The organism is Cupriavidus pinatubonensis (assembly GCF_019602855.1).
In the GTDB taxonomy this organism is placed as follows: Bacteria; Pseudomonadota; Gammaproteobacteria; order Burkholderiales; family Burkholderiaceae; genus Cupriavidus; species Cupriavidus pinatubonensis.
In genome coordinates this window covers 1,442,069-1,464,483 of record NZ_CP080766.1, presented here as the reverse complement: position 1 = coordinate 1,464,483, position 22,415 = coordinate 1,442,069, and the positions used below count along the sequence as shown (strand labels likewise).

The window sequence follows — 22,415 nt, the reverse complement described above, 5'->3', positions numbered from 1 at the left end:
CGGCGTCTCGCGCAGGCCTCGTATTCGCGCAGCGCAGGTTCCGTCGCGTTACGCGTTACGTAACGTGTGTCGGCGGGATGGGAACAAGGCGCGCCGGAACAAGTCCCGTGCCGGCCGCCGCCAGCCATGCGTGGACCCCCCGCGCGAAGCCGCCGATGTTCCAACGGGGAAGGAACACGTTACGTAGCACGTAACACGGGCGAACCCGCGGCGGACTGCGCCCCACTGCCACGCGGACGGACCCCGCCACTGGCCGCAAAGCGGTGACAGCAAAGGGTTTGCAGGCGGCGAGGCAAGCGTGACGACACGTCGCCCGGGTCTGGCTCGCCGGGCTGGCACGCGGCTTGCCATTCCATCTCCGACAGCGGCGACGCCCTGGCAGCAACAAGGCCGCCCGTGCTGACGGGGTGACATAACGATTCGCGGAGGTTTACCGCGGCCACGGACGTGGCTATGACAACGGGAGAAGCACAATGAACAACAACAATCGGGTCCAGCGTCCTCTGGCATCTCTGGCAGGCATCTGCATCTCGGCACTCGCTTTGCTGGCCGGTTGCGCATCGGGTGGTGGCGGTGATTCGGGGCTCGGCCCCAAGGGTGACGGGGCCAATCCGCCGCCGCAGCAGCCGCCGGCGTCGGCGTCCGACAGCACACCGGCTGCGAAGGTGATCGAAAGCACGGGCCACACCGTCATGGCCGCCGGCAATGCCGTCAGCGATATCGGCAAACAGATTCAGGATGCGCCGATTCCGCTTCTGCCGGCGCAAGCGCGCTATGGCGCCGGCGGCGTGGTCATCAATGCCGGCGAGACCATCGGTGCCCTGGGCGCCGCCGCTCACGACGGCCTGGGCAAGATGGGCTCGGTTTATAACCCTGTCGGCGTCACCGTGACCAGCACCGGCAACGTCGTGCAGGAGGCAGGAGACACCGTGACGAGTGCCGGCCAACTGATCAGCGGCGTCGGCACGGACCGGCTTTCACCGCTTGAACCCGTGACGGCGCCGGTTGGAGGCGCTGTCCAGAAGGTCGGCATGGCCGTGTCGTATGGCGGCGTCAAGCTGGGCGAGGCGCTTTCCGCAGGCCCGGTCGCGCAGCTTACCGAAGCCTCGAGCAAGGCAATCGTGCCGTTGACGACCAGGCTGACCGACACCACGCAGACCGTGGGCGGGGCGACCGGCCTGGGGATGCCGGTGGACGGCTTGCTGTTCAGGGCCGGCCACAACGTCGCGGGCGGAGCCGGACTGCTGGCCAACAGCCCTGCCCCGGCGGTGTCCGGCCTCAGCGGCGCAGTCACCGAAACCGGCAGGACGGTGGCCGTTGCCGGCGGGCTGGTGCATGGCACTCCTTCAGGCGGTGGCAATCCGCTCGGCGGCCTCCTGAACACGCTGCCGCTAGCCAGCGGTGGCGGAAAGTATGGCGGCCCGGGTGGCAATGAATGCGCCCCGAATCTGCTGGTCGGCCTCACACTCGTCGCCGCCGTGGCTGGCACGCCTGCGCAGCACGGCGCCAACAGTGCCGGCCTCCTGGCACCGGTGTTGGGACCAGTGGCGGGCCTGGCTTCCGCCGGTACCAAATACACAACAGGAGAGGATGGCAAGGGCACGCCGCCCGCGCGGGGACTCCCCCGCTGAATGTCTCATCCCTCCTTCGGCTTTCACGGTGCGCCGTCGTCACTACCCCGTCGTGGCGCATCCTTTTACACCGCCTGGCATTGCTGCCCCAATCCGCCGCAATGCCAGGCTGCAGGCCGGCGCGCCGGCCGTGGCAAACGCTCTTTGACAACCTGGGAAAGCTCGGAACCCTATCTGCGTTTCAAACGCATGTACTAGCCCGGATGGGGGAGCACACCACCCGAACGTGGGGTATTGTTGATACATTTGGTGCCCTATAAGGAAAGTGCAGTCAGCGTGACGACACCACAAAGGAGCGGGGCCGCAGAGCGCCGCGATATCGAACGGGACAGCGTGATCAACGGAAACAGGATCACTGGGGAATCGAGATCATGAAAAAAATGCTGACACGCTTTATCAGGGACGACCGTGGCGCAAGCGCCATCGAGTACGGCCTGATCGCCGGCCTCATTGCCCTCGCCATTGCGGCTTCGGCCGGCACGCTTGGCGATAATTTGAAGAACGGTTTCTCCAACCTGGCCACGCGCGTGGCGGCATGGCTGCCGGGCACCGGCGGCACACCAACCCCCTGACCTGAACCGGCCATGATCGCCGTGCTGTTTTGCGCGGCGACCCTCTGGACCGACCTGGCATATCGACGTGTTCCGAACGCCTTGCTGGCGGCGGTGCTGGTGGCTCTCAGCCTGGCATTGCTGACTGGCAACGCGCCGGAGCCGGCGATCTCTGCACGGTTGCTCGGCGCAGGGCTTGGCGCGGCTGTCACGCTACCCGTCTACGCCCTCGGGCGCATGGCGGCGGGCGATGTCAAGTTCCTGGCCGTGGCAGGGCTCTTCACGGGCCCGCAAGGGTTGGTCACGGTATGGGTTGTCGGCAGCCTGCTCGGACTGGTGCATGCGGTGCTGGCGTATGCCTTGGATTCGCGTCCGCTGTCGGCGCTTCGGCAGCGCATGCCGGCTGCGCTGCGGGTGCACACCGCGATCAGGCCAGCCTCGCAAAGCAGTCGGCAGTTCAGCAAGGTGCGCGGCATTCCATATGCCGCCTACCTTGCCGCAGGCATGCTGGTATGGATGGGCACGCGTGCATGAGTTGCCTGTCCTTGCAGCGAGATGGCGCCGCCGGTCGGCGCCCACATGAACAGGACCGGGTGAAGCATGCGTGCGCAGGATGAAATCTTGTGGCGGCGGCGCTGTGAAGGGATTGCGGCGCTGGAATTCGCCATCGTGGCGCCGGCGCTGGTCGCGATCGTGATCGGCATTGTCTACTACGGCATGGTCCTGGCATTGCAGCAAGTGCTGACCCTGGCTGCCGAAGAGGGCGCGCGTGCCGCGTTGCGCTACCCCAGCGGCGCGTCGGCGGACAACGCTGCCGCCACGCAGGCATTGCGAGTCAATGCCGCTGCGGCAACCGCGCTGTCCACCTTGCCCACCTCCCTTGCCGCGCTTGTCGCCCAGACCGGTGTGGCCCAGGCCGTTACCTGCGCGTCGGCCTCCGGCAACGTCTGCGTGCGGGTCACCCTGAACCTGCCGACAACCCGCATCCTTCCGTCCGTGCCGATGGTGCCGGTGCCGGCCACGCTGTCCGGTTCGGCCATGGTCCAGCTTTCCCCGGATACGTGAACAGGCTCGCATCCGCCGCATGTGCCGAGCTATCCAAGGTATTCGCGTCTTGACGTCCGCGCATCGATCGTCAGCCCATCAGCCGGGAGAAGCCGACCATGACCAGTAAGCAGATACGGATTGTCGCCATTGCCCTGCTCAGCGTGGCGCTGCTGCTCGCGCTGCTGGCCTGGCAGGTGGGACGCCAGCCAGAACCCCCACCGGTGTCCCGGGCTGCGGCGGCGGTTCCGCATCCGGTGGTCGTGACGGCGCGTGCGGTGGAAGCGGGCAAGCCCCTGCCTGCCGACGCGCTGAAGGTCGAAATGCTGCCGATCGAGCCCACGGGCGCCTATGCCGAGGTGACACGCGTGGCAGGACAGGTGCCGCTGGTCAATATCGGCGCGAACGTCCCGGTTCTCGAAAGCCAGCTGCTCGCGGGACTGGCCGCGCAGATCCCCGAAGGCGAGCGCGCGGTGGCGATCGCCGTGGACGAAGTGATTGGCGTCGGCAACCAGGTACAGCCGGGGGACTATGTCGACGTATTTCTGGTCCTGCGGCGCGACAGCCAAGAGATCGGCGCCAGCCAGGCCCGCATGCTGCTGCCCAGGCTGCGCGTGCTTGCCTACGGCAGCGGCGCAGTCAACGAACCGCAAAAGCAGCAGCCTGAACAGATGATGACGCGCCGCGAAGGCGCCAAGACCGCCGTGCTGTCCGTACCGTTGGAACAGGTCAGCAAGCTGGCCATGGCTCAGCACTCCGGCCGCCTGCTGATGGCGCTGCGCAATCCGCACGATGAACTCATTCCCAGCGACGGCATGTTCTCCGAGCCTCCGCCAGCGCTGGCCGTGCGCGCTGGCGTGCCGGCCGACGCACCAAGCGCCGCAGCCGACAAGGCAGTGGCCGGCGTGATGCTGGCGGGCATGGCGGCTGGCAGCACACCATCGGCACGTGCGCCGAACACGGCGGCACCGCAAGTCAGGCCGCAGAGTGTGGCGCCTGTAGCGGGACAGGGCCGGCCGGAACGGCAGCTTGCGGGTGTGGAAGTGATTCGCGCAGGCAAGCGCGAGATCGAATAGCGAGACGCTCATGATCCGTCGAAGCGTAGGCGCCATCCTGCTCCCTGACTCCATGATTCGCGATGCCATGATGAAGACGCTGCTTGCAGCCATGCTTGCCACGGCCATGCTAGTGACAGCGATCCCGCGCGCCACAGCGCAAGAGGCCGCGCCGGCGCCGTCTACGCTGCGGTTGATGGCCGGCGCGCAGAAGGAGATCCGCCCCGCGCAGCCGATCGAGCGCGTCGCGGTCGGCAATCCGGCCGTCGCCGACGCGCTGCTTATCAAGCAGCGCAGCGGGCCGCCAGGTGTGTTAGTCGTGGCCAAACAGCCGGGCGTCACCGATCTGATGATCTGGCCAAGGGGCGCTGCGCAGCAGACGTACACGGTGCAGGTGGATGCCATCACCCCGGACACCGGCGGTGCGAATATCGCGTATTCGGCCGTCGGCGCCACCATTACCGGCCAGTCGCGTGACGCCTACGCCGCGGCCCGCGCACAGACGGCGGCGCGCGTGGGATCCGGCAAGGGCGGGGTAGTGGTGGACCGCTCCACCGTGCCGGTCAGCAACACGGTCCAGGTCGACGTGAAAGTCGTCGAAATCAGCAAGACCGTGCTCAAGGAAGTCGGCATCAACTTCTTTCGCAACAATTCCGGCTTTGCCTTCGGCTCGTTCTCGCCGTCAACGCTTAGCAAGTTCACCTTTACGCCCGGTACGGGCGGTGCCAACGGCAGTTTCAGCGCGGACATCACGACGCCGATCAGCAATGCCTTCAACCTGGTCGCGGCCTCCCTGTCGCACGGCTTCTTCGCCAACATCAGCCTGCTTGAAGCCAATGGCCTCGCGCGCGTGCTGGCCGAGCCGAGCCTGGTGGCGCTGTCCGGCCAGAGCGCAAGCTTCCTGTCCGGCGGCGAGATCCCCATCCCGGTGCCGCAGGCCCTCGGCACGACCACCATCCAGTTCAAGCCGTTCGGCATCGGGCTGACGGTGTCACCCACGGTTCTGTCGGACCAGCGCATTGCGCTCAAGGTGGCGCCAGAGGCAAGCGACCTCGATCCGTCGCGTGGCATTGCCATCAACGGTGCCATCGTGCCGGCCATTGTCACGCGGCGTGCCGATACCACGATCGAGCTGGGCGACGGCGAGAGTTTCGTGATCGGCGGGCTGGTCAGCCGCAATACCGTCAGCAATGTGAACAAGGTGCCCTTCCTGGGCGACCTGCCTGTCATCGGACCGTTCTTCAAGAACCTGAACTTCCACCAGGAAGACAGAGAACTGATGATCGTGGTCACCCCACGGCTGGTGAAGCCGCTGGCCCGGGCGGCGCCGGCAGTCGCTGCGATCGGCGGCGACGGCCGCACCAGCGCCGACCCGGCGGTATGGGGCAAATTCGTGGCGGGCGAGTACGTGGATCCGTCGCTGCCGGGGTTCTCGCGCTAGCCGGCCCGGTTCCTGGAAGGTTATGTCGGACATGAAAGAGACGGAATCATGGACCAATTCCTGTTGCATGCAACCCGGGACGACGTACGCGAATGGCTTGGCAACGTGCTGGGTGGCGCTGGCACGTTGCAGGCTGAAAGCCGCTCCCAGGAGGCGTTCCTCCAGCGCGTCGGCGAACTGCGCCCCGGGCTGGTGTTCCTGCATTTCTGCCCCGCGCTCGCGGCGGCTTCGGCGCGATTGGGGGAGCAGCTCGCACAGGTCTTTCCCGGCTTGCCCCTGGTGGCCGTCGGCGACGCCGACGAGCCCGGCATGATGCTGGCCGCGTTGCGCATGGGCGTCAGGGACTTCATCGATCTGCGCGACACGCCGGCCGACGCGATGGCCGTGGTGCGGCGGCTGATGGTGCCGCGCGAACAGGTGTGCCGTGCGGAAGGCACACGCCAGGGCAAGATCATCGCGCTGCTGGGCGCGCGCCCCGGTGTCGGCGTCACCACGCTCGCCGTCAACCTGGCGGCCACGGCGCGCCGTCAGCTCGTGCGCAACCAGCAAGAGGTCCGCGCGGGCGCCCACGCCGATGGGCGCGCCGAGGTGCTGCTGCTCGATCTTGGCCTCCCGGCGCGTGACGGGGCGCTGTATCTCAACCTGAGTCCGGGATTCCACTTTGTGGAGGCCGTGCGTAACCAGCGCCGCTTCGACCAGGTATTCGTGCAGACGGCGCTGTCCCGGCATGCCAACGGGGCGTGCGTGCTGCCCCTGCCGCCATCGCTGGCCGAACTGCGCGACATTTCCTATTCGGAAGCGACCGCGCTGCTGGACCGCCTGCGCGCGTACTTCGACCTGCAGATCATCGACCTGGGCGGCTTCACGAACATCGAGTTCACCGCGCAAATCGTCAAGGCGGCGGACACGGTGATGCTGGTCGCGGAGCAAAGCGTGGGCGCGATCGTTTCCGCTGCAGAACTGCTGCACGAGTTGAAATCGCGCGAAATCGGGCGGGAAGACTTGCACCTGCTCGTTTCCCGCTTCGACATGCGCCTGGGGCTGGATGCTGAAATGATCCGCAGGCGCGTGGGCCTGTCTACCGTCAGCACGCTCCCCGATCGCCGCGAAGCGCTGGTGCAGTCGGTCAATCGCGCCGCTGTACTCGCCGATGACTCGCCGCAAGACCCCTACGTCCATGCGCTGGCTGATCTGCTGGCCGCCGCTGGCTACGCCACCGTGAGGCCCGTGCAGCGCAGTCGGCTGACCCGCGTGAAGAACAAGCTGCCCCATGCATTGCGTGCGTTGCGTGCAATGCGCGCGGCACTGCCAGGAAACTGACATGACGCAAGCGATCGAATTCTCGGACAACGCCCCCGCACCGTTCCCCGTCTCGCAGGAATTTCACAACATCAAGGAAGCGGCGCACGAACACTTGCTCACTCGTATCGAGGAACTGGGCGCGGAGTTCGGCCGCTGGTCGCGCACCGCGATCCAGCGCTTCGTCGACCTGGAGCTAGAGAGCTTTACGCGCCTGCGGCGCATTCCGATCAACGAGGCGGAACTACGGCAGATCGCCGAGGCGCTGACCAAGGAGCTGGCGGGCTTCGGGCCCATCGAAGACCTGCTCAACGACCCTGCGGTCGAGGACATCCTGGTCAACGGGCACCGGGATGTGTACGTGTCCCGGCACGGCGTGCTTGAGCGCATCCCGGTGCGGTTTGCCGACGGCGGCCACCTGCTGCGGATCGTGCGCCGCATCCTGGCGCCGATCGGGCGGCGGCTGGACGAGTCTTCGCCCATGGTCGACGCGCGCTTGCCCGACGGCGGGCGCATCAATGTCATCGTGCCGCCGCTCGCGCTGGAAGGCCCGGTGGTGTCGATCCGCAAGTTCCGCAAGGACCCGCTGACGCCCGCGGACCTGCAGAACCTGGGTACCATGAGCCCGGAGATTTCGGAGTTGCTGGAGGCCGCGGTCAAGGCCCGCTGCAACATCCTGGTCAGCGGCGGCACCAGTTCCGGCAAGACTTCCCTGCTCAATGCACTGGCCACGTTCGTGCCTGCGGGCGAGCGCGTGATCACCATCGAGGATACGGCCGAACTCGCGCTGAACCATCCGCACGTGGTGCGGCTGGAAAGCCGGCCCGGCGGCTTCGAGGGCACCGGCGTGGTGACGATCCGCGACTTGCTGCGCAACAGTTTGCGCATGCGTCCCGACCGCATCATCGTCGGCGAAGTGCGCGGTGGCGAAGTGCTCGAGATGCTGCAGGCCATGAGCACCGGCCACGATGGCTCGATGGGCACGATCCACGCCAGCAGCCCGCGCGAATGCCTCTACCGCCTCGAGATGCTCGCCGGCTTTGCCGGCTTCCAGGGCAGCGAGCAGAGCCTGCGCCGGCAGATTGCCAACGCCATCGACTTCATCGTCCAGATCGGGCGCCTGTCCAACGGCAAGCGCCGCATTATCTCGATCACCGAGGTCACGGGGCTCGGCGACAACATCGTCTCGACACAGGAGCTTTACCGCCACGAACCGTTCACCGGACCGGACGGCACCGAGACCGACCGCTGGCTGTCTCTTGGCATCCTGCCGCATTCGCCAAAGCTCGCGCGCATGCGGCCGCCGGGCGGCGGCTTCATGATGGATGACCGCTTCGATGTCTAGCGCCACGCTGCTGCTTGCGGCCATGGCCCTGGGTGTCACCAGCCTGGGGTTGCTGCTGCTGGCCAACGCGCAGGCGCGCGCCCGCAAGGAGCAGGCCGATGCCTTCGTGCGCGCGCAGACGGAGCAGGTCCGGCTGCGCTACGCGGCGGGGCAGGATCCCCAGCTGCAACAGCCGGCCAGGGACCTCAAGCGCCGCTGGGAGGACTTCCTGCGCCGCGCCGACCTGGTACCGAACCGGCGCACTTACGTGAAGTGGGGCGGGCCTTGCGTGCTGCTCACGCTGGCGGCACTCGCGTCAGGGGGCGTGCTTGGCGCCGCGGCCATGGCGGTGGTCTGCGTCGCGGTGAGCGCGTTCGTGCTGTGGAACCGGGTGCGGCGCATCCGCCAGAAGATGCTGCTGCAACTGCCTGGATTTCTCGATGGCGTGGTGCGCCTGATGACCATTGGCAGCAGCGTGCCGGCGGCGTTCCAGAATTCCATCGCGAACACCGATGCGCCGCTGCGCCAGTGCCTGGTGCAGGCGGTGCATTTGCAGCGTGCGGGCAAGGAACTCGATCAGGCGGTGCTGCAGATGGGCCGCATCTATCACCTCCAGGAGCTGGTGTTGCTGGCCTCCGTGCTGCGGTTGTCGGTGCGCTATGGCGGACGGGCCGATGTGATGATGGAGCGCACCGCGGCCTTCATGCGCGACCGCGAGCAGGCCCAGCGCGAGCTGATGGCGTTGTCGGCGGAAACCCGCCTGTCCGCGTGGATTCTGGGTCTGTTGCCGCTGGTGGTGGGCGGGGGGCTGTTCGTGCTGAACGCGGGCTACGTGCTGATGATGTGGCGGGACCCGACCGGAAAGACCATGCTGCTGACCGCGCTTGCGCTGGAGATCGCCGGTGCGTTCATGCTGTACCGGCTGGCCAAGTCGATCTAGGAGCCGCCATGGACAGCGCCACGCTCATTTCGCTCAGCCTGCTGGCCGCCGCATGCGGCGTCGCGGTGCTGGCGCTGCCATTGCTGCGGGAATGGCGCCAGCGCCGGCTCGCCGCGCGCACGCTCGATGCCGCGCTGGTGCGCCAGGCCGGCGCCGCGAAGCCGGCCGCTGCGACGCCCGCGAGCGGCGACGGCGCGGTGCCTGCCGCCACGCGGGTTGCGGCACCGGGCACCCCCTCCGCGCCGGCCGGCTCGGCCGCGCAGATCGGTGCGCGGCTGGGCGGGCGCGTCGACGCGCACTGGCTGCGCTGGCTCGATTCGCCGCTTGGCCGCGCCGTGGTCACCGCCGAGGAAATCTTGCTGCTCGAACAATGCGGTTGGCATGGCCTGCGCGCCCGCGCCATCTTCGGCGCGCTGCGGCTTAACGTGCCGGTGCTTCTGGCGCTCTGCGCGGTGGCCTGGCATGTCGGCCAGGGGCTGGCGGCGAGCCTGGCGTGGGGCTTCGCCACGTTCGCCGTCTCGTACCTGGCGCCCAAGCACTACCTGAGGCGCCGGGCGCAGGCGCGGCTGCGCAGCGTCGAAGACGAACTGCCGATCGTGATCGACATGCTGCGGCTGCTGCAGGGCGTGGGCCTTTCCATCGACCAGAGCCTGCAGATCATCGTGTCCGAATTCGGCGGCATGCTGCGCGTGCTGGGCCCCGAGCTTGCGCTTTCCAACCAGCAGTTTGCTTCGGGCCGCTCGCGCGAGCAGACGCTGTTGCGCATCGGCCGCCTGTTCGACAGCGAGAACCTGAAGAGCCTGATCACGCTGCTCACGCAGGTGGACCGGCACGGCGGCGCGGTGCAGGAGCCGCTGCGCCTGTTCGGCCAGCGCATGCAGGAAGCACGCAAGTCGCGCATGAAGGACGAGATCGGGCGGCTGACCGTGAAGATGACTGCGGTCATGGTGGTCAGCATGCTTCCCGTGCTGCTGATCATTACCGCGGGCCCGGGCTTTCTGGGCGTGATCCGCATGCTCGCACATATGGGAGGAGCGAAATGACGCAAGCAGGCGTGCCCGCGTTCCGCCGGGCCGTGATGCTGTGCATGCCGTTCATGTTGGCGGCGTGCGCGGCGAACGACAACGGTGCCGCGATGATGAACCAGCAGGCCGAAGTACAGGTCGAGCTCGCCAAGCTGCGCGACAAGACCGCGCGTGCCGAGTACAACGACCAGGCCGTCTATCTCGGGCTGATCCGCAAGATGCAGGAGGAGGGGCTTTATTTTGCATCGCTCGCGCATATCGACGTCTACCGGCAGCGCTTTGGCAACGATCCGGAAATGCTCGTCATGCGCGCCGATGCACTGCGCGAGACCGGGCAGGACGCCGCCGCGGCCGATGCGTACCGGCAACTGATCAGGACCGCCCAAGGCGCGCAGGCTGCGCATGCGCATCATGGCCTTGGCCTGATTGCGGCACGCCAGGGCGATTTCCCGCGCGCGATCGTCGACTTGCGCGAAGCGGCCACGCTCGACCCGGTCAATCCGCAGATCGCCGGCGACCTCGGCTACGCGCTGATGCGCGCGGGGGCGCTGCAGGAAGCGCGGGTGCCCGTCATGCAGGCGCTCGAACTCGATGGTCGCAATCCGCGCGCCATCAGCAATGCCGCGGTCTGGCTGATGGCCGACGGCAAGCGGGCCCAGGCGACGGCCATCATGCAGCGCGCGGCGCTGCCGGAATCCACGCGCAGCGCCATCCGCAAGGAAGCCGACCGCGTGGCCCGCGCGGCTGCGGCGCACGACCGCAACCCGCCCCGCCCCGCGGCGCGCGCACCGGCCGCGAACGCCCAAGCTGCCACGGCAACGGCCGTCGCCTCGATTTCCAGGGCCGCCGTAGCCACACAGGAAGGAGCCACCCCATAATGTTCCGCACACAACTGTCGGGCCTGGCTGCGGCCGCAGCGCTGCTTGCCGCGCCAGCGCTGGCGCAGGACGTCGGCGCGACGCAATCAGCCGCCCGCCCGGGCATGTCTGCTGAGGCAACCGGCCAGCCCGCGGCGAGCGAAGTCGGCGCCAACACCCGCGCCATCCTTGCCATCCAGCGCGAGGGTACGCAGGCTGGCGCGCTGGTGCCCATGACGGGCGAGCAGGCGGCGCTGGGCTATGAACGCTATCTGGACAGCTTCCGCTTTGCCCTGCCGGAGTTTTACACCGGCCAGGCCAATGCCAGCACGGTTCGCTCTGGCTCCGCCGGCCAGCCGATCGGCCGATGACAACAGGCAGAGACCACACCACGGCGCGCGAGCGCGGGGCCGTCAGTACCGTGGCGGTGATCCTCACCGCCACGGTGGCATTCGTGGCGCTGCTGTCCATCGATGTGGGGCATGTGTTCATGCGCCAACGCCAGCTGCAGAACATGGTGGACCTGTCCGCGCTGTCCGGTGCGCAGCAACTCAAGCTGGCCACCAGCGCCGCGCTACAGAGTGCCGGCGTGCTCGGCACCGTGCAGACCATTGGCAGCCAGAATGGCTATCCGTCCGGCATCGCCATGGGCTGCGCCAACGCGGCGGCCGGCAGCGCCGACGCCATGACGGCCTGCCTTGGCGTGTGGGACCCGGTTTACAACAGCGGTAGCGATACGGCGCGGCATTTCAATGCCGCATACGACGCCACGAAGCTGTCGCCAAATGCCGTGCGCGTGCAGGCCACGCAGACAGTGCCGATCCTGTTCGTGTTGCCGGGCGGGCAGTCGCGCCAGCTGCACGCCGAAGCCATTGCCAGCGGTAGCCCGCCGGTCGCGGCGTTCTCGCTGGGCAGCGGTCTCGCGAGCTTCAGCTCGGCCAACAGCCTGCTGGGTCTGCTGCTCGGGAATTCCGTCAATTTCTCGGCGGTTGACTGGCAGGGGCTCGTCGATGCCAATGTGACGCTGGACCAGTTGCGGCTCAAACTCGGCGTAGGCACGGTTTCCGAGCTGCTGAATACACGGCTGACACTGCAGCAGTTTGACGCGCTGGTGCTCGGCGCCGCGGGCAAGGACGCGCTGCTGAGCACGGCGCTCGGCAGCCCCCCAACCCAGCTCGGCGCGAGCGGCGCGTCGGCCAGCATGACGCTAGGGCAGCTAATCGACCTCGGCGTGCTGGCTCCCGCGGCGTCCTCGGCGGCCGAGGTCGGGCTGAACGTGGCGAACCTGTTGCTGGCGGGCGCCCAGCTCGCCAATGGCAACTCGGCTGTTACGGTGCCCGTCACCGGCACCCTGCCGGCGGGGCTTGGCGGGCTCAGCGCGCGGCTGCGCATCATCCAGCCGCCCGTGATGGCAGTGGGGCCGGCGCGCAAGCTCAGCGACAGCCCGGTCACCTGGCAGACCGCGGCGCATACGGCGCAGGTGGGGCTGGCGTTGTCGGCGAGTGTCAACACGGGCGTCGTCAATCTCAACGTGCCGCTCTATGTCGAAGCGGCACGCGCGGACGCGTCGCTCACCAGCCTGCAGTGCGCGGCGGGGCCGGCGGACCGGCGTGCCACGCTGCACGTCGCCCCATCGCTGGTGAAGGCGTGTCTTGCCAATGCGGCGGGTACGGGATGCGCCAGCTCGGCGGTCAACATCGGTTCGGTCAGTGTGATCGGCCTGGGGCTGCTCAATGTATGGGCACATGACAACCCGCAGCAGGTGGCCGGCGCAGGTACGGATGTCACGATGGCGCCTGGCGGACATGTGCAGGTAAGCAGTGGCGACCCCGTTGGTGGTGTACTCGCTAACGCGGCGGCATTGAATCTGCAGGCCACCTCGCTGCTTGGCTTGCCGGTAGCGATCGACCTGAGCTTCCTTGCACCGATACTGGCACTGCTCGGCACCGCACTCGACAGCGCGCTCGTACCACTGCTGGGCAGCCTTGGCCTGCAACTGGGCACCGCCGACCTCTGGCTGCACAACATCGACTGCAACAACGCCGAACTGGTGTACTGAGCCATGATCGCGACCTCTCGCCTGATGGCAGGAATCGAATGAAAACCGACCGCTGGGCCTACGAAAACCTCGAAGTCTACGTCTGGGAAGGCAAGTACGAGATTGCCGACCGCGTGACGCGTTTCCTGACGCCGCTCGGTGTGGAAGTGATCCGCGCGGGGGCGCTGGAAGCCCTGCCCGAAGGAGCCCGCACCAGACCGTGCCTGGCGGTGATCAGCGTCTCGGTGATCGGCGCGGCACGCTTCACCGCGCTGGACTGGGAAGCCGCGCATGGCATGCCGGTGATCTGGGTCGCCGCACCGGGTCGCGAGTCGGATCCCGGACGCTTCCCGCCCGAATACGCCCACATCCTGCCCGATGACTTTACCGGCGCCGACCTGCGCAACCAGATCGGCAAGCTGTTGCCGCAGATGATGGCGACAGACGACCACGGCGACCGGCACGCCGAACTGGTAGCAGGTTCGCCCGCCATGCAGCGACTGCTGTCGCAGGTGGATACGTTCGCGGACTTCGGCAGCAATGTGCTGCTGTACGGCGAGACCGGGGCCGGCAAAGAGCGCATTGCGCAACTGTTCCACGAGCGCAACAAGACATATGGCAAGGGCCCGTTCGTGCCCGTGAACTGCGGCGCGATACCGGACGGGTTGTTCGAGTCACAATTCTTCGGCCACGCCAAGGGCGCGTTCACCGGCGCATCGTTCGCGCACCGCGGCTTCTTCGAACAGGCCAACGGCGGCACGCTGTTCCTGGACGAGATCGGCGACCTGCCCTTGTTCCAGCAGGTCAAGCTGCTGCGCGTGCTCGAAGAGAACGTGGTGACACGGCTGGGCTCGACCATGAACGTAAAGCTCGATTTCCGCCTGGTTGCCGCGACCAACAAGGATCTGCGCGATGCGGTACGGCAGGGGCGTTTTCGCGCTGACCTGTTCTTCCGCCTGGCGGTGATCGAGATGCGTATTCCGAGCCTGGAAGAGCGCGGCATGGCCGACAAGGTGGCGCTGCTGACCGCCTTCCTGCGGCACATGATGGGGGCGGCGGCGCTGGACGCCCTGCCGCCGATGCCGGACTGGATCAAGGGCGCCGTCGGCACGGCTTACTTTGCCGGTAATGTGCGCGAGCTTCGGAACCTGGCCGAGCGCATGGGCATTGCCGTCCGGCAAGCCGGAGACTGGGACCCTGAGCGAATCCGCCCGCTTTTCAGCATGCTGCACCCGGGCGCGTTCGATGGCAGCGACCGCCATGCCGACTGGCGCAACGACGCGGATGAGCGCCGCCGTATCCTGGCCGCGCTCGACGCCAACGGCTGGCGCCGTCAGGATACGGCTGCCAGCCTGGGCATTAGCCGCAAGGTGCTGTGGGAGAAGATGCGCAAGTATCAGATTGCCGACAGCGAGGCTGAACCGGCGTAAAGACCAGGACGCTAGTTAAGGTTCGTGATGTAGCTCGCCAGGTTGCGGATATCCTCGTCGCTCAGGTTGCGCGAGACGCTGGTCATGTTGCCCGCATCGTTGGTGCGGCGCTTGGCCCGGAAGTCTTCGAGCTGCTTCACGATATAGGCGTACTGCTGTCCCGCCACGCGCGGGATCTCGTTCTGGCCCGAGAAGCCGCCAAGGTGGCACATCGTGCACAGGATTTCCTCGGACTTCTTGCGCCCCGCTTCGACGCGTGCGGCCTCGACCTTGTAGGTGGACGGTATCGGCTTCTGCGCGGCGAAGTAATCGGCCAGGTCCTGCATGTCTTCGCGCGATAGCGGTGCGGCCATTGGCGACATGGCCGGGTCGCTGCGGCGGCCTTCCTTGAAATCGCGCAGCTGCAGGTAAAGATAGCGCGCGGTCTGGCCCGCCAGTTCCGGATAGGCCGGATTGGTCGAGTTGCCCTGCGGCCCGTGGCAGGCCACGCACACCTGCGCCTTGGCCTGTCCGGCCGCGGCATCGGCGATGGCCTGGCCGGCCACGCCGCAGAGGGATAGCAACAGCATCAGCGCGGGCAGGCGCCGCGCTGGAACCGGGCTGACGCCTGCCATGGTGCCTCCCTCGATGATCGCGTTATTGCACGGCAAAGACGAACACGCTGTTACCGCGCTTGAAGTCGAGCTGCGTATTGCCGCCCGCTGCCACGGCGATGTACTGCTTGCCGCCGACCATGTAGGACACCGCCGGCGCGTTGACGCCCGCGCCGCACTGGAATTCCCACAGCTTCTTGCCGGTGGCTGCGTCAAAGGCGCGGAACCAGCCATTGCCTTCCCCGTTGAACACCAGCCCGCCAGCGGTCGCCAGCACGCCGCCAATGAGCGGCTGCTCGGTCTTGAAGTCCCACTTTACCTTGCCGGTGTCGATATTGACCGCCGACAGCTTGCCCCACTGCTGCTCGCTCGGGATCGTCTTGAACGCGCCGCCGAGCCAAAGCTTGCCGCCCGGGTACGGTGCGTCTTCCACCTGGTACGTCATCGGCTGGTGCAGGTTGGCGGCATAGACCAGGCGCAGCTTCGGGTTGAACGCCATCGGTGACCATTCCACGCCGCCGTTGGCGCCGGGCAGCATGCGTGCGCCTTGCGCGGTTGGCAGCGTCCACATGTTTTCCTGCGGGATCATCGCGTCCGAGAAGCGGATCAGGCGCCCGTCGCGGCGGTCATGCACGTAGACGTGCCCGGTCTTGCCGCCATGGATCACGCCGGGAATCATGTTGCCCTTTTCATCGCGCACGTCGACCAGGATCGGCGGGCTCACGGCGTCCAGGTCCCAGACGTCATGGGCGATATATTGCGAATGCCACTTGTACGCGCCGGTGTTGAGATCGACCGCGACCATCGAGTCGGTGTACAGGTTGTCGCCCGGGCGAATCGCGCCATACAGGTCCGGCGACGGGTTGCCGACCACGAAGATCACCAGCTTGTTGGCGCGGTCAACGGCCGGGGCCATCCACACGCCGCCGCCGAGCGTCTTGTAGAAGTCGCCGCCCTTGTCGGAAAGCATCTTCTTTTCCGCGGCGATATTGCGCTTCATGTCGCGGCCGGTGGCGTCCTTGGTGGCCCAGACACCTTCATGGCCCTTGTCGGGGATCGTATAGAAGGTCCACAGCAGCTTGCCGTCGTTGGCGCTGAAGGCCTTGACGAAGCCGCGGATGCCGTATTCGCCGCCATTCGTGCCGATCAGGATCTTGTCGTCGACCACGACCGGCGCCATGGTTTCCGAATAGCCCAGTTCAGGATCGGCAATCTGCGTTTCCCACAGCAGCTTGCCCGTCTTCGCATCGAGCGAAACCAGCTTCGCGTCGAGCGTTCCCATGTAGAGACGGTCGCCGCTAATGGCCACGCCGCGGTTGTTCGGGCCGCAGCAGAAGGTCGTGACCGGGCCCATCTTGTGCTTGTAGTGCCAGAACTCCTTGCCGGTCACCGCGTCCACCGCGTAGACGTGGTTGTACGAGGTCGTGAGGAACATCACGCCGTTGACGACGATCGGCGCGGTTTCCATCGACTCCATCACCGCGGTCTGGAACACGAACGCGGGCCGAAGCTTGGCGACGTTCTTCGTGTTGATCTGGGTGCCCGCGTAATAGCGCGTCTGGCCGTACGACCCGTTCGAATGCAGCCAGTCATTGCTGTTCGTGAGCGCCCCGTCGAGTTGCGCCTGCGTGACAGGACGCAGCGCACTGGACATCGGCGCACCAGCGGTGGTCGCGCCGCCCTGGATCTCGTCGGCGCCGTACGCGGCGGACGCAAACAGGGCCAGGAGCAGCAGGGGAAGGGCTTGCCGGGAGAGGCGAGGGACAGAGAGCATGGTCGCTCCTTTTCTTCGAATCTTGTAGCCCCGGTGGCGCCAGCCTCGTGCGCCGGATCGCGGCGCGCGGGCCGGCATCGGCGCGGCGCACAGACTGGCCCGGCCGCGCGTCGATGTGGCCCGAGGTGAGGGCAGTATAGGCAAGAATGTGCACAAGACAACCAGTACGCACCCGGTTGTGCGGTGCGTTTCCGGACGCGCGATCCGCGTGCATTGCAGCATTTCGCGTGTGGCTTGAATTTGTGCTTTGCGCACACCACACTAACGGCAACGACACCGGCCCGAAGCGGAAGGAGCCGCAGATGAACCGCGTACTGCAGAGCGTTTCCATATTGGGACTGACGATGCTGGGCGTGCTGTGCCTGCAGTCAGCGCCCGTGCTGGCCGACGATGACGTCAGCCTCAACGCCCGTCTGCTCGCTTCGGCGCGCGCTGGCGACGAGGCCGGCGTACGTGGCGCGCTCGAACAGGGCGCCGCCGTCGATTCGCGCAACCGCATCGGCGACACGGCCCTGATCACGGCGTCCAAGCGCGGCCTGACCGGCATGGCGCGCACGCTCGTCGACCACGGCGCCAACGTCAGCCAGCCCAACCTGCAGGGCGTCACGCCGCTGATGGCCGCCGCGTTCGGCGGCTACCCGGACATCAGCACGATGCTGCTGGCCCGCCATGCAGACCTCAACGCGACTGACCGGATCGGCAAGACCGCGATGGTCTACGCAGCGGGCCAGGGCCAGGCGGCCATCGTGAAGCAGTTGCTCGATGCCGGTGTCGACGTCAATGCGCGCTACCAGCATGGCCTGACGGCGCTGATGTGGGCCGCCGGCTATGACAAGGGCGATGTGGTGCAACTGCTGCTGTCGCGTGGCGCCGATGCGTCGCTGCGCGATGATCGCGGGCTGACCGCGCGGCAGATCGCCGAGCAGGCCGGCGCAAAGGCCGTTGCGGCGATGATGGCCGCGCGCCAGTAGTCCTCGGCGATCAGGGCGCGTCGATCGTGCCGATGCTCTTCGGCCAGGTCACGATGCCCCACGCAAGCGGCAAACCGTCGATCTGCTGCACGGGCTGGTAAGTGCGTGCGTCGAACACCTGTACCGCGTTGGAACGCCCGCACGCCACCAGCAGGCGCGCATCGTCGGGCGTGAAGGCGAAATGCCAGCAGCGCTTGCCTACGGCAATATCGGCCACTGGCGCATAGCTCTGGCCGTCGAAGACCTGCAGCGTATCCGCGCGAGACGCCGCCACGAACAGGCGCCCGCCGCTGCGATCGAATGTGACGCCGTACGGCCCCGTGCGCGTGGGTACGGTACGCAGCACCCGGTAGTCGTCTGCGGCCAGGACCGCGAACGCATTGGCCGATTCCAGCGTCACCACATAGCGGCTGCCGTCGGGGCTTGCGCGGATGCCCCGCGGACGCGATCCCGCGGGCATGTGCAGCTGCTGCAATTGCCGGCCGCTGGCCTTGTCGTAGACGGTGACCGTATCGTCGCCCTCGTTGGTGACCAGCATCAGCCGACCATCGCGCGAGAACTCGATGCCCTCGGTTTCCAGGCCGCTGCGGACAGTACGCACCACGCGCCAGCTCTTGAGGTCGACCACGGCGATTTCAGCCGGCAGTGGCTTGTCGACGTCCTTGCCGGCGTCCTTTGCCGACGCGGCCTGCTTTCCCGGCGGCCCGGGCCGCTCGCCGGGCTCGAACGTGACGAACGCCTGGTCGCCGGCGACGCGCACGAATTCCGGGTTCTGGCCGATCGGCACGCGTCTCACTTCCTTGCCGGCCGCCACGTCGATCACCGACATATCGCCCGTTTCTTTGTTCGCCGCCAGCAGGAACTTGCCATCCGTGGTGAGGGCGAGTCCGCGCGGGCCCTTGCCGGCGGTGCTCAGCCCGGGCAGGCGCTCCATGCGCTCCAGGTCGATCACGGCGATGCCGCCGCTCTCGGTGGAGATATAAGCCTGTGCCGCGCCGGCCTGGCCGGTTCCGGCCAGCACCGAGGCAAGCGCCAGCACGGTGGCTGCGCGCAAGGATGTCGATGGCAATGTCATGGCGGTTCCTTTCACGTGAATCGGGCAACGTCGGTCAGCGGCCGTCCCATTCGTAGCGCACGCCGACCAGGAACAGGCGCGGCGCACCGGGCGCGACAAAGCGCTCCACCGGCACTGCCGCGCCCGGCTGCAGCAGCGATCCGCCTGCGAACAGGTTATAGCCGGCCTGGCCATAGGTGGCGTAGCGCCGGTCGAACACATTGTCGATGCGGCCATAGACCTGCCAGCGCGGCGAGAACTGCCAGCTCGCGCGCAGGTTCAGCAGCAGGTAGCCGCCGGTATCGGACAGCGCCGGGTTCTGCGCGCTCAGCGCGCCGTCCTCGTTGCCGGCGACCGGGCGCGACGACGACACCAGCAGGTCGCCGCCGACACTGAGCGCCGCTGTGGCGCGCCAGTCGGCGCCGAGCCTGAAGCTGTGCAGCGGGATCCCGGCCATGCGCGTGCCGGGCTGTACCGCCACGGGCGCCGCAAACGGCGTCTGCAGCTCGCCCTGCGCCTGGTAAGTCGCGCGCGTGTAGCTGTAGCCCGCGCGCAGTGTCAGGCGGCCAAGACGTTGGCGCAGCCCCAGTTCCACGCCTTCGTTGCGGGTCTTGGGGAAGTTGGAGAAGTACCCGAGCGGGCTGACCGGAGAGCGCTGGAACACGATGTCGTCGCGGTTGTCGCTGCGGTACAGCGCCAGCGTGACCTCGGTGGCATCGGCGGGCTGCCAGCGTCCGCCAAATTCCAGCGTGCGGGTGACGACCTGGCGCAGAAATGGGTCCGCTTGCAATCCGGTGGGAAGCTGGCACGCGTTGGCGGGATCGGCACAGCCGAGCTCGATGGCCGTCGGCATGCGCGTGCCCTGCGACGCCGAGCCGAACACCACCAGCCGGTCCAGCAACCGGTGCGTGAGGCCAACGGAAGGGTTTAGCTTCGAGTAGGTGAAGCTCTCGTCGGACTGCGTAGGGAGATTGAGCAGCGTGTGGCGACGGCCCTGGTTCCACCGCGCCGCCAGCGTCAGGAAGGTGCCTTCCAGCAGGCGCATGGTGTCGGTGGCAAACAGCCCGACCGTGCTGTCGCGGCCGTCCAGCGCGGCTTGGGTCACTACCGGCGCGCCGGCATCGGCCACGGCATTGCGGGCGCTGTCGAAGCTGGCCTGCTGCGTGGTCTGCGTATAGTGCGAGCGGTTCAGGTCGAGCGCCGCACCGAACGCAAAACGGTGGGTATCGCCATCATGCGACCACTGCGCCGAGGCCCCATAGCCCGTTTCCCGCACCGTGGCGCTGTTGAGCACGGCGTTGGGCGGCGCATCGTCGGCCTCGCAATCGCCGCTCCCGGCCTGGCCCTGGCAATCGAGCACGGTGTCGAGGTAGGCATCGCTGATGTCGCCGCTGTTGGCGTGCGTGCGGGTCTGCCGCAGGTACAGCGTGAGCTGAAGCTGGTCCTGCGCGTTGAACTGGTGCGCACCGTTGAGCACGACCTGCAGCGAGCGCGACCGCGTCTCGTCGGGCGCGGTGTAGATCGCGCGGCGATCGGCGGCGTAGAGGCTGTCCGGTGTCAGGCCATTGCCGGACAGCCGGCTGCTGCTGCCCAGTACGCTCACGTTCCATTGCGTACCGCTGGTCGAGCGGCCCAGCTTGAAGAACAGGTTGCCCAGGTCGCTGTCCGAGCGGTCGCGCCAGCCGTCCTCGCGCCATCCCGTGCCTGCCATGTAGGCGTGCCAGCCGTCGCCCAGCGCCTTGCCGGCGCTGACGTCCAGGCGCGCGCGCCCGTAGCTGCCGATGCTCAGGTCGGCTTCCACACCCGGATGGGTTTCGCCGGACTTGGTCTGGAGCGCGAGCGCGCCGCCCAGCGTATTGAGCCCGTAGAGCGGGTTGCTGCCTGGCACCAGCGTGATGGTGCTGAGCGCAGCTTCGGGGATGGCTGCCCACTGGATCACGTCGCCCAGCGCGGCGTTCTGGCGTACGCCGTCCAAGTATAGCGAAAGGCCCTGCGCCGACCCCAGCGTGGGCGACAGCCGGTAGCCGCGATAGAGCAGGTCCTGCGCGAACGGGTTGCCCTGCGCGTCGTTGACCACTACGCCAGTCATGGTCTCCGCCAGAAAGCTTGTCAGGTTGGGCGCCTTCACGCGCTCGAGGTCGCCGTCGGTGGCGGTTTGCGCATTGCCGGCAAAGGCCTGTCGCTCGATGGTGAAGCCCGGTAACGGGGTGGGTGCGACGACTGTGACCTCCTGCAGGTTGCGGACCTGGTCAGCGGCCGCTTCGCCGGTAGCCTGCTGCGCCGCCGCGGACCCGGGCGCGGACAGTGCCAGCGCGCTCAGGCACGGCACCACCCGCAGCGGACGGGTGCGGCAACGGCGTCGGGCCATGGGGTCCCCTTGTTGCGCTGCGTCGCGCAGGCACGGTCGCGGATGACTTCGAGTGGCGCAAATGCTACCTAATCTAGTCCAGCGGTCCGGTACTGCCAAGTTGCAGCGGCGGCCTGTCCGCCACTATGCGCCATTTTTGCCTAGAGTTTTCAAGTGGCCCCGGGGTTGCGCCCGGCGTTGCCTACTTCGAAATCTCCCGAATCCCGAACCAGCAGGAGCCGCCCATGCCGATCACCGAACCCGCCGTCGACCCCGGCCGCCGCCGCCTGCTTGGTGCCGGCGCCATTGCCATGCTGGCGCTGGCCGTGCCGGGCCTTGGCGCATGCGCGCAGGACGGTGGCGCCGGCAGTCGTGGCAACGGCCAGCCGGTGAAGATCGGCGTGGTCGGATCGGGCCGGATCGGCGGGACCATCGGTGGCCTCTGGGTGAAATCGGGCCATCCGGTACTGTTTTCCTCGCGGCATCCCGAGTCGCTGAAAAGACTGGTCGGCGAACTCGGCCCGCTGGCGCGCGCGGGAACGGTGGCCGACGCCATCGCGTTCTCGGACGTGCTGTTCCTCGCCACGCCCTACAACGCGCTGCCGCAACTGAGCGAGCAGAACGCGGGCGCGTGGAAAGGCAAGATCGTGCTGGATGCGACCAATGCGATTGCGCAGCGCGACGGTGCCATTGCCGACGAGGCGCAGCGCAACGGCATTGGCATTACCACGGGCAAATACCTGGCCGGCGCGCGCGTGGTGCGCGCATTCAACTTCATGGGGGCGGCGAACTTCGCAAAGGAACACCATCGCGAGGGCGATCGTGTGGCCGTGCCGATTGCCGGCGACGACGCGGCCGCGTTGCGCGTGGCGGAGCAGCTTGTGCGTGATGCGGGGTTTGAACCGGTCGTGGTAGGGCCGCTGGCCAGTGCGGATAAATTCGCGCCTGGCGGGCCGCTGTTCCGGCAGATCGGAAGCGTGGAGGAAATGCGCAGGAAAATGGGCGCGCAGTAGAGGGAGAGGAGCTTTAGCGCGTGAGCCG

20 protein-coding genes are annotated in these 22,415 nt (G+C 67.4%); 16 read left to right on the top strand and 4 right to left on the bottom strand.

Features of this window, described 5'->3' with window-relative positions; all coding sequences use genetic code 11:
• Positions 1 to 473 precede the first annotated feature (473 nt).
• The 14 genes from K2O51_RS06695 (at position 474) to K2O51_RS06630 (ending at position 14,635) form a co-directional block, all read left to right on the top strand.
• Complete coding sequence (locus K2O51_RS06695) at positions 474 to 1,631, top strand: collagen-like triple helix repeat-containing protein (protein ID WP_220629977.1); 1,158 nt, start codon at positions 474 to 476, stop codon at positions 1,629 to 1,631.
• Positions 1,632 to 2,002: 371 nt separating this feature from the next.
• Entirely contained in the window at positions 2,003 to 2,203 is a 201-nt protein-coding gene (locus tag K2O51_RS06690; protein WP_011301513.1) for a Flp family type IVb pilin, read from the top strand.
• A gap of 12 nt (positions 2,204 to 2,215) precedes the next feature.
• A complete protein-coding gene (locus tag K2O51_RS06685) occupies positions 2,216 to 2,716 on the top strand; it encodes an A24 family peptidase (protein WP_011301514.1) in 501 nt (166 codons plus the stop codon).
• Between the two features lie 66 nt (positions 2,717 to 2,782).
• Positions 2,783 to 3,247: a TadE/TadG family type IV pilus assembly protein gene (locus tag K2O51_RS06680; protein WP_011301515.1), complete on the top strand. Its 465-nt coding sequence runs from the start codon at positions 2,783 to 2,785 to the stop codon at positions 3,245 to 3,247.
• Positions 3,248 to 3,345: 98 nt separating this feature from the next.
• The gene (gene cpaB / locus K2O51_RS06675) at positions 3,346 to 4,302 is read left to right on the top strand and encodes a Flp pilus assembly protein CpaB (RefSeq protein WP_011301516.1); all 957 of its coding nucleotides are present in this window, start codon (positions 3,346 to 3,348) and stop codon (positions 4,300 to 4,302) included.
• 67 nt (positions 4,303 to 4,369) lie between these two features.
• Positions 4,370 to 5,722 carry a type II and III secretion system protein family protein gene (locus K2O51_RS06670; protein ID WP_425291347.1) on the top strand — a complete coding sequence of 451 codons (1,353 nt, stop codon included), beginning with the start codon at positions 4,370 to 4,372 and terminating at the stop codon, positions 5,720 to 5,722.
• Between the two features lie 48 nt (positions 5,723 to 5,770).
• A complete protein-coding gene (locus K2O51_RS06665; RefSeq protein ID WP_011301518.1) occupies positions 5,771 to 7,042 on the top strand; it encodes a CpaE/TadZ family protein in 1,272 nt (423 codons plus the stop codon).
• Between the two features lies 1 nt (position 7,043).
• Positions 7,044 to 8,366 carry a TadA family conjugal transfer-associated ATPase gene (locus K2O51_RS06660; protein WP_011301519.1) on the top strand — a complete coding sequence of 441 codons (1,323 nt, stop codon included), beginning with the start codon at positions 7,044 to 7,046 and terminating at the stop codon, positions 8,364 to 8,366.
• Positions 8,359 to 9,285 (top strand): type II secretion system F family protein, encoded by a 927-nt coding sequence (locus K2O51_RS06655; protein ID WP_140950358.1) that lies wholly within the window; start codon positions 8,359 to 8,361, stop codon positions 9,283 to 9,285. Before K2O51_RS06660 ends, K2O51_RS06655 begins: the two co-directional genes overlap by 8 nt.
• An 8-nt stretch (positions 9,286 to 9,293) precedes the next feature.
• The gene (locus tag K2O51_RS06650) at positions 9,294 to 10,328 is read left to right on the top strand and encodes a type II secretion system F family protein (RefSeq protein WP_140950348.1); all 1,035 of its coding nucleotides are present in this window, start codon (positions 9,294 to 9,296) and stop codon (positions 10,326 to 10,328) included.
• Entirely contained in the window at positions 10,325 to 11,188 is an 864-nt protein-coding gene (locus tag K2O51_RS06645) for a tetratricopeptide repeat protein (RefSeq protein WP_011301522.1), read from the top strand. Before K2O51_RS06650 ends, K2O51_RS06645 begins: the two co-directional genes overlap by 4 nt.
• Positions 11,188 to 11,538, top strand: a complete 351-nt coding sequence (locus tag K2O51_RS06640) for a DUF3613 domain-containing protein (protein ID WP_140950359.1) — start codon at positions 11,188 to 11,190, stop codon at positions 11,536 to 11,538. Before K2O51_RS06645 ends, K2O51_RS06640 begins: the two co-directional genes overlap by 1 nt.
• Positions 11,535 to 13,226: a TadG family pilus assembly protein gene (locus tag K2O51_RS06635; RefSeq protein ID WP_140950350.1), complete on the top strand. Its 1,692-nt coding sequence runs from the start codon at positions 11,535 to 11,537 to the stop codon at positions 13,224 to 13,226. Before K2O51_RS06640 ends, K2O51_RS06635 begins: the two co-directional genes overlap by 4 nt.
• A gap of 38 nt (positions 13,227 to 13,264) precedes the next feature.
• Positions 13,265 to 14,635 (top strand): sigma 54-interacting transcriptional regulator, encoded by a 1,371-nt coding sequence (locus K2O51_RS06630; protein WP_011301525.1) that lies wholly within the window; start codon positions 13,265 to 13,267, stop codon positions 14,633 to 14,635.
• An 11-nt stretch (positions 14,636 to 14,646) separates the two neighbouring features.
• Here K2O51_RS06630 and K2O51_RS06625 read toward each other — a convergent pair whose 3' ends face one another.
• Together K2O51_RS06625 and K2O51_RS06620 are read right to left on the bottom strand one after the other, a co-directional pair.
• Positions 14,647 to 15,204 carry a c-type cytochrome gene (locus tag K2O51_RS06625; RefSeq protein ID WP_235679854.1) on the bottom strand — a complete coding sequence of 186 codons (558 nt, stop codon included), beginning with the start codon at positions 15,202 to 15,204 and terminating at the stop codon, positions 14,647 to 14,649.
• Between the two features lie 67 nt (positions 15,205 to 15,271).
• On the bottom strand, positions 15,272 to 17,002 hold the full coding sequence (locus K2O51_RS06620) for a pyrroloquinoline quinone-dependent dehydrogenase (RefSeq protein WP_140950351.1): 1,731 nt from the start codon (positions 17,000 to 17,002) through the stop codon (positions 15,272 to 15,274).
• A 302-nt stretch (positions 17,003 to 17,304) separates the two neighbouring features.
• On the opposite strand from K2O51_RS06620, the gene K2O51_RS06615 reads away from it, so the two are divergent.
• Positions 17,305 to 17,973 carry an ankyrin repeat domain-containing protein gene (locus tag K2O51_RS06615; protein ID WP_425332963.1) on the top strand — a complete coding sequence of 223 codons (669 nt, stop codon included), beginning with the start codon at positions 17,305 to 17,307 and terminating at the stop codon, positions 17,971 to 17,973.
• 10 nt (positions 17,974 to 17,983) lie between these two features.
• Here the strand turns inward: K2O51_RS06615 and K2O51_RS06610 are convergent, their stop codons facing one another.
• Together K2O51_RS06610 and K2O51_RS06605 are read right to left on the bottom strand one after the other, a co-directional pair.
• Positions 17,984 to 19,048: a beta-propeller fold lactonase family protein gene (locus K2O51_RS06610; protein WP_011301529.1), complete on the bottom strand. Its 1,065-nt coding sequence runs from the start codon at positions 19,046 to 19,048 to the stop codon at positions 17,984 to 17,986.
• Between the two features lie 34 nt (positions 19,049 to 19,082).
• Positions 19,083 to 21,395, bottom strand: coding sequence for a TonB-dependent receptor (locus K2O51_RS06605; RefSeq protein ID WP_011301530.1), 2,313 nt, complete (start codon positions 21,393 to 21,395; stop codon positions 19,083 to 19,085).
• A gap of 224 nt (positions 21,396 to 21,619) precedes the next feature.
• Here K2O51_RS06605 and K2O51_RS06600 point away from each other — a divergent pair, with 224 nt between their 5' ends.
• The gene (locus tag K2O51_RS06600; RefSeq protein WP_220629975.1) at positions 21,620 to 22,387 is read left to right on the top strand and encodes an NADPH-dependent F420 reductase; all 768 of its coding nucleotides are present in this window, start codon (positions 21,620 to 21,622) and stop codon (positions 22,385 to 22,387) included.
• The last annotated feature ends 28 nt before the right edge of the window (positions 22,388 to 22,415 follow it).

Bases quoted from the DNA above. Each gene is read 5' to 3' on its own strand.
- K2O51_RS06610 (WP_011301529.1), bottom strand. From the start codon at position 19,048: ATGACATTGCCATCGACATCCTTGCGCGCAGCCACCGTGCTGGCGCTT.
- K2O51_RS06640 (WP_140950359.1), top strand. From the start codon at position 11,188: ATGTTCCGCACACAACTGTCGGGCCTGGCTGCGGCCGCAGCGCTGCTT.
- cpaB (WP_011301516.1), top strand. From the start codon at position 3,346: ATGACCAGTAAGCAGATACGGATTGTCGCCATTGCCCTGCTCAGCGTG.
- K2O51_RS06695 (WP_220629977.1), top strand. From the start codon at position 474: ATGAACAACAACAATCGGGTCCAGCGTCCTCTGGCATCTCTGGCAGGC.
- K2O51_RS06630 (WP_011301525.1), top strand. From the start codon at position 13,265: ATGAAAACCGACCGCTGGGCCTACGAAAACCTCGAAGTCTACGTCTGG.
- K2O51_RS06650 (WP_140950348.1), top strand. From the start codon at position 9,294: ATGGACAGCGCCACGCTCATTTCGCTCAGCCTGCTGGCCGCCGCATGC.
- K2O51_RS06615 (WP_425332963.1), top strand. From the start codon at position 17,305: ATGAACCGCGTACTGCAGAGCGTTTCCATATTGGGACTGACGATGCTG.
- K2O51_RS06685 (WP_011301514.1), top strand. From the start codon at position 2,216: ATGATCGCCGTGCTGTTTTGCGCGGCGACCCTCTGGACCGACCTGGCA.
- K2O51_RS06620 (WP_140950351.1), bottom strand. From the start codon at position 17,002: ATGCTCTCTGTCCCTCGCCTCTCCCGGCAAGCCCTTCCCCTGCTGCTC.
- K2O51_RS06665 (WP_011301518.1), top strand. From the start codon at position 5,771: ATGGACCAATTCCTGTTGCATGCAACCCGGGACGACGTACGCGAATGG.
- K2O51_RS06660 (WP_011301519.1), top strand. From the start codon at position 7,044: ATGACGCAAGCGATCGAATTCTCGGACAACGCCCCCGCACCGTTCCCC.
- K2O51_RS06690 (WP_011301513.1), top strand. From the start codon at position 2,003: ATGAAAAAAATGCTGACACGCTTTATCAGGGACGACCGTGGCGCAAGC.
- K2O51_RS06600 (WP_220629975.1), top strand. From the start codon at position 21,620: ATGCCGATCACCGAACCCGCCGTCGACCCCGGCCGCCGCCGCCTGCTT.
- K2O51_RS06625 (WP_235679854.1), bottom strand. From the start codon at position 15,204: ATGCTGTTGCTATCCCTCTGCGGCGTGGCCGGCCAGGCCATCGCCGAT.
- K2O51_RS06635 (WP_140950350.1), top strand. From the start codon at position 11,535: ATGACAACAGGCAGAGACCACACCACGGCGCGCGAGCGCGGGGCCGTC.
- K2O51_RS06655 (WP_140950358.1), top strand. From the start codon at position 8,359: ATGTCTAGCGCCACGCTGCTGCTTGCGGCCATGGCCCTGGGTGTCACC.
- K2O51_RS06670 (WP_425291347.1), top strand. From the start codon at position 4,370: ATGATGAAGACGCTGCTTGCAGCCATGCTTGCCACGGCCATGCTAGTG.
- K2O51_RS06680 (WP_011301515.1), top strand. From the start codon at position 2,783: ATGCGTGCGCAGGATGAAATCTTGTGGCGGCGGCGCTGTGAAGGGATT.
- K2O51_RS06605 (WP_011301530.1), bottom strand. From the start codon at position 21,395: ATGGCCCGACGCCGTTGCCGCACCCGTCCGCTGCGGGTGGTGCCGTGC.
- K2O51_RS06645 (WP_011301522.1), top strand. From the start codon at position 10,325: ATGACGCAAGCAGGCGTGCCCGCGTTCCGCCGGGCCGTGATGCTGTGC.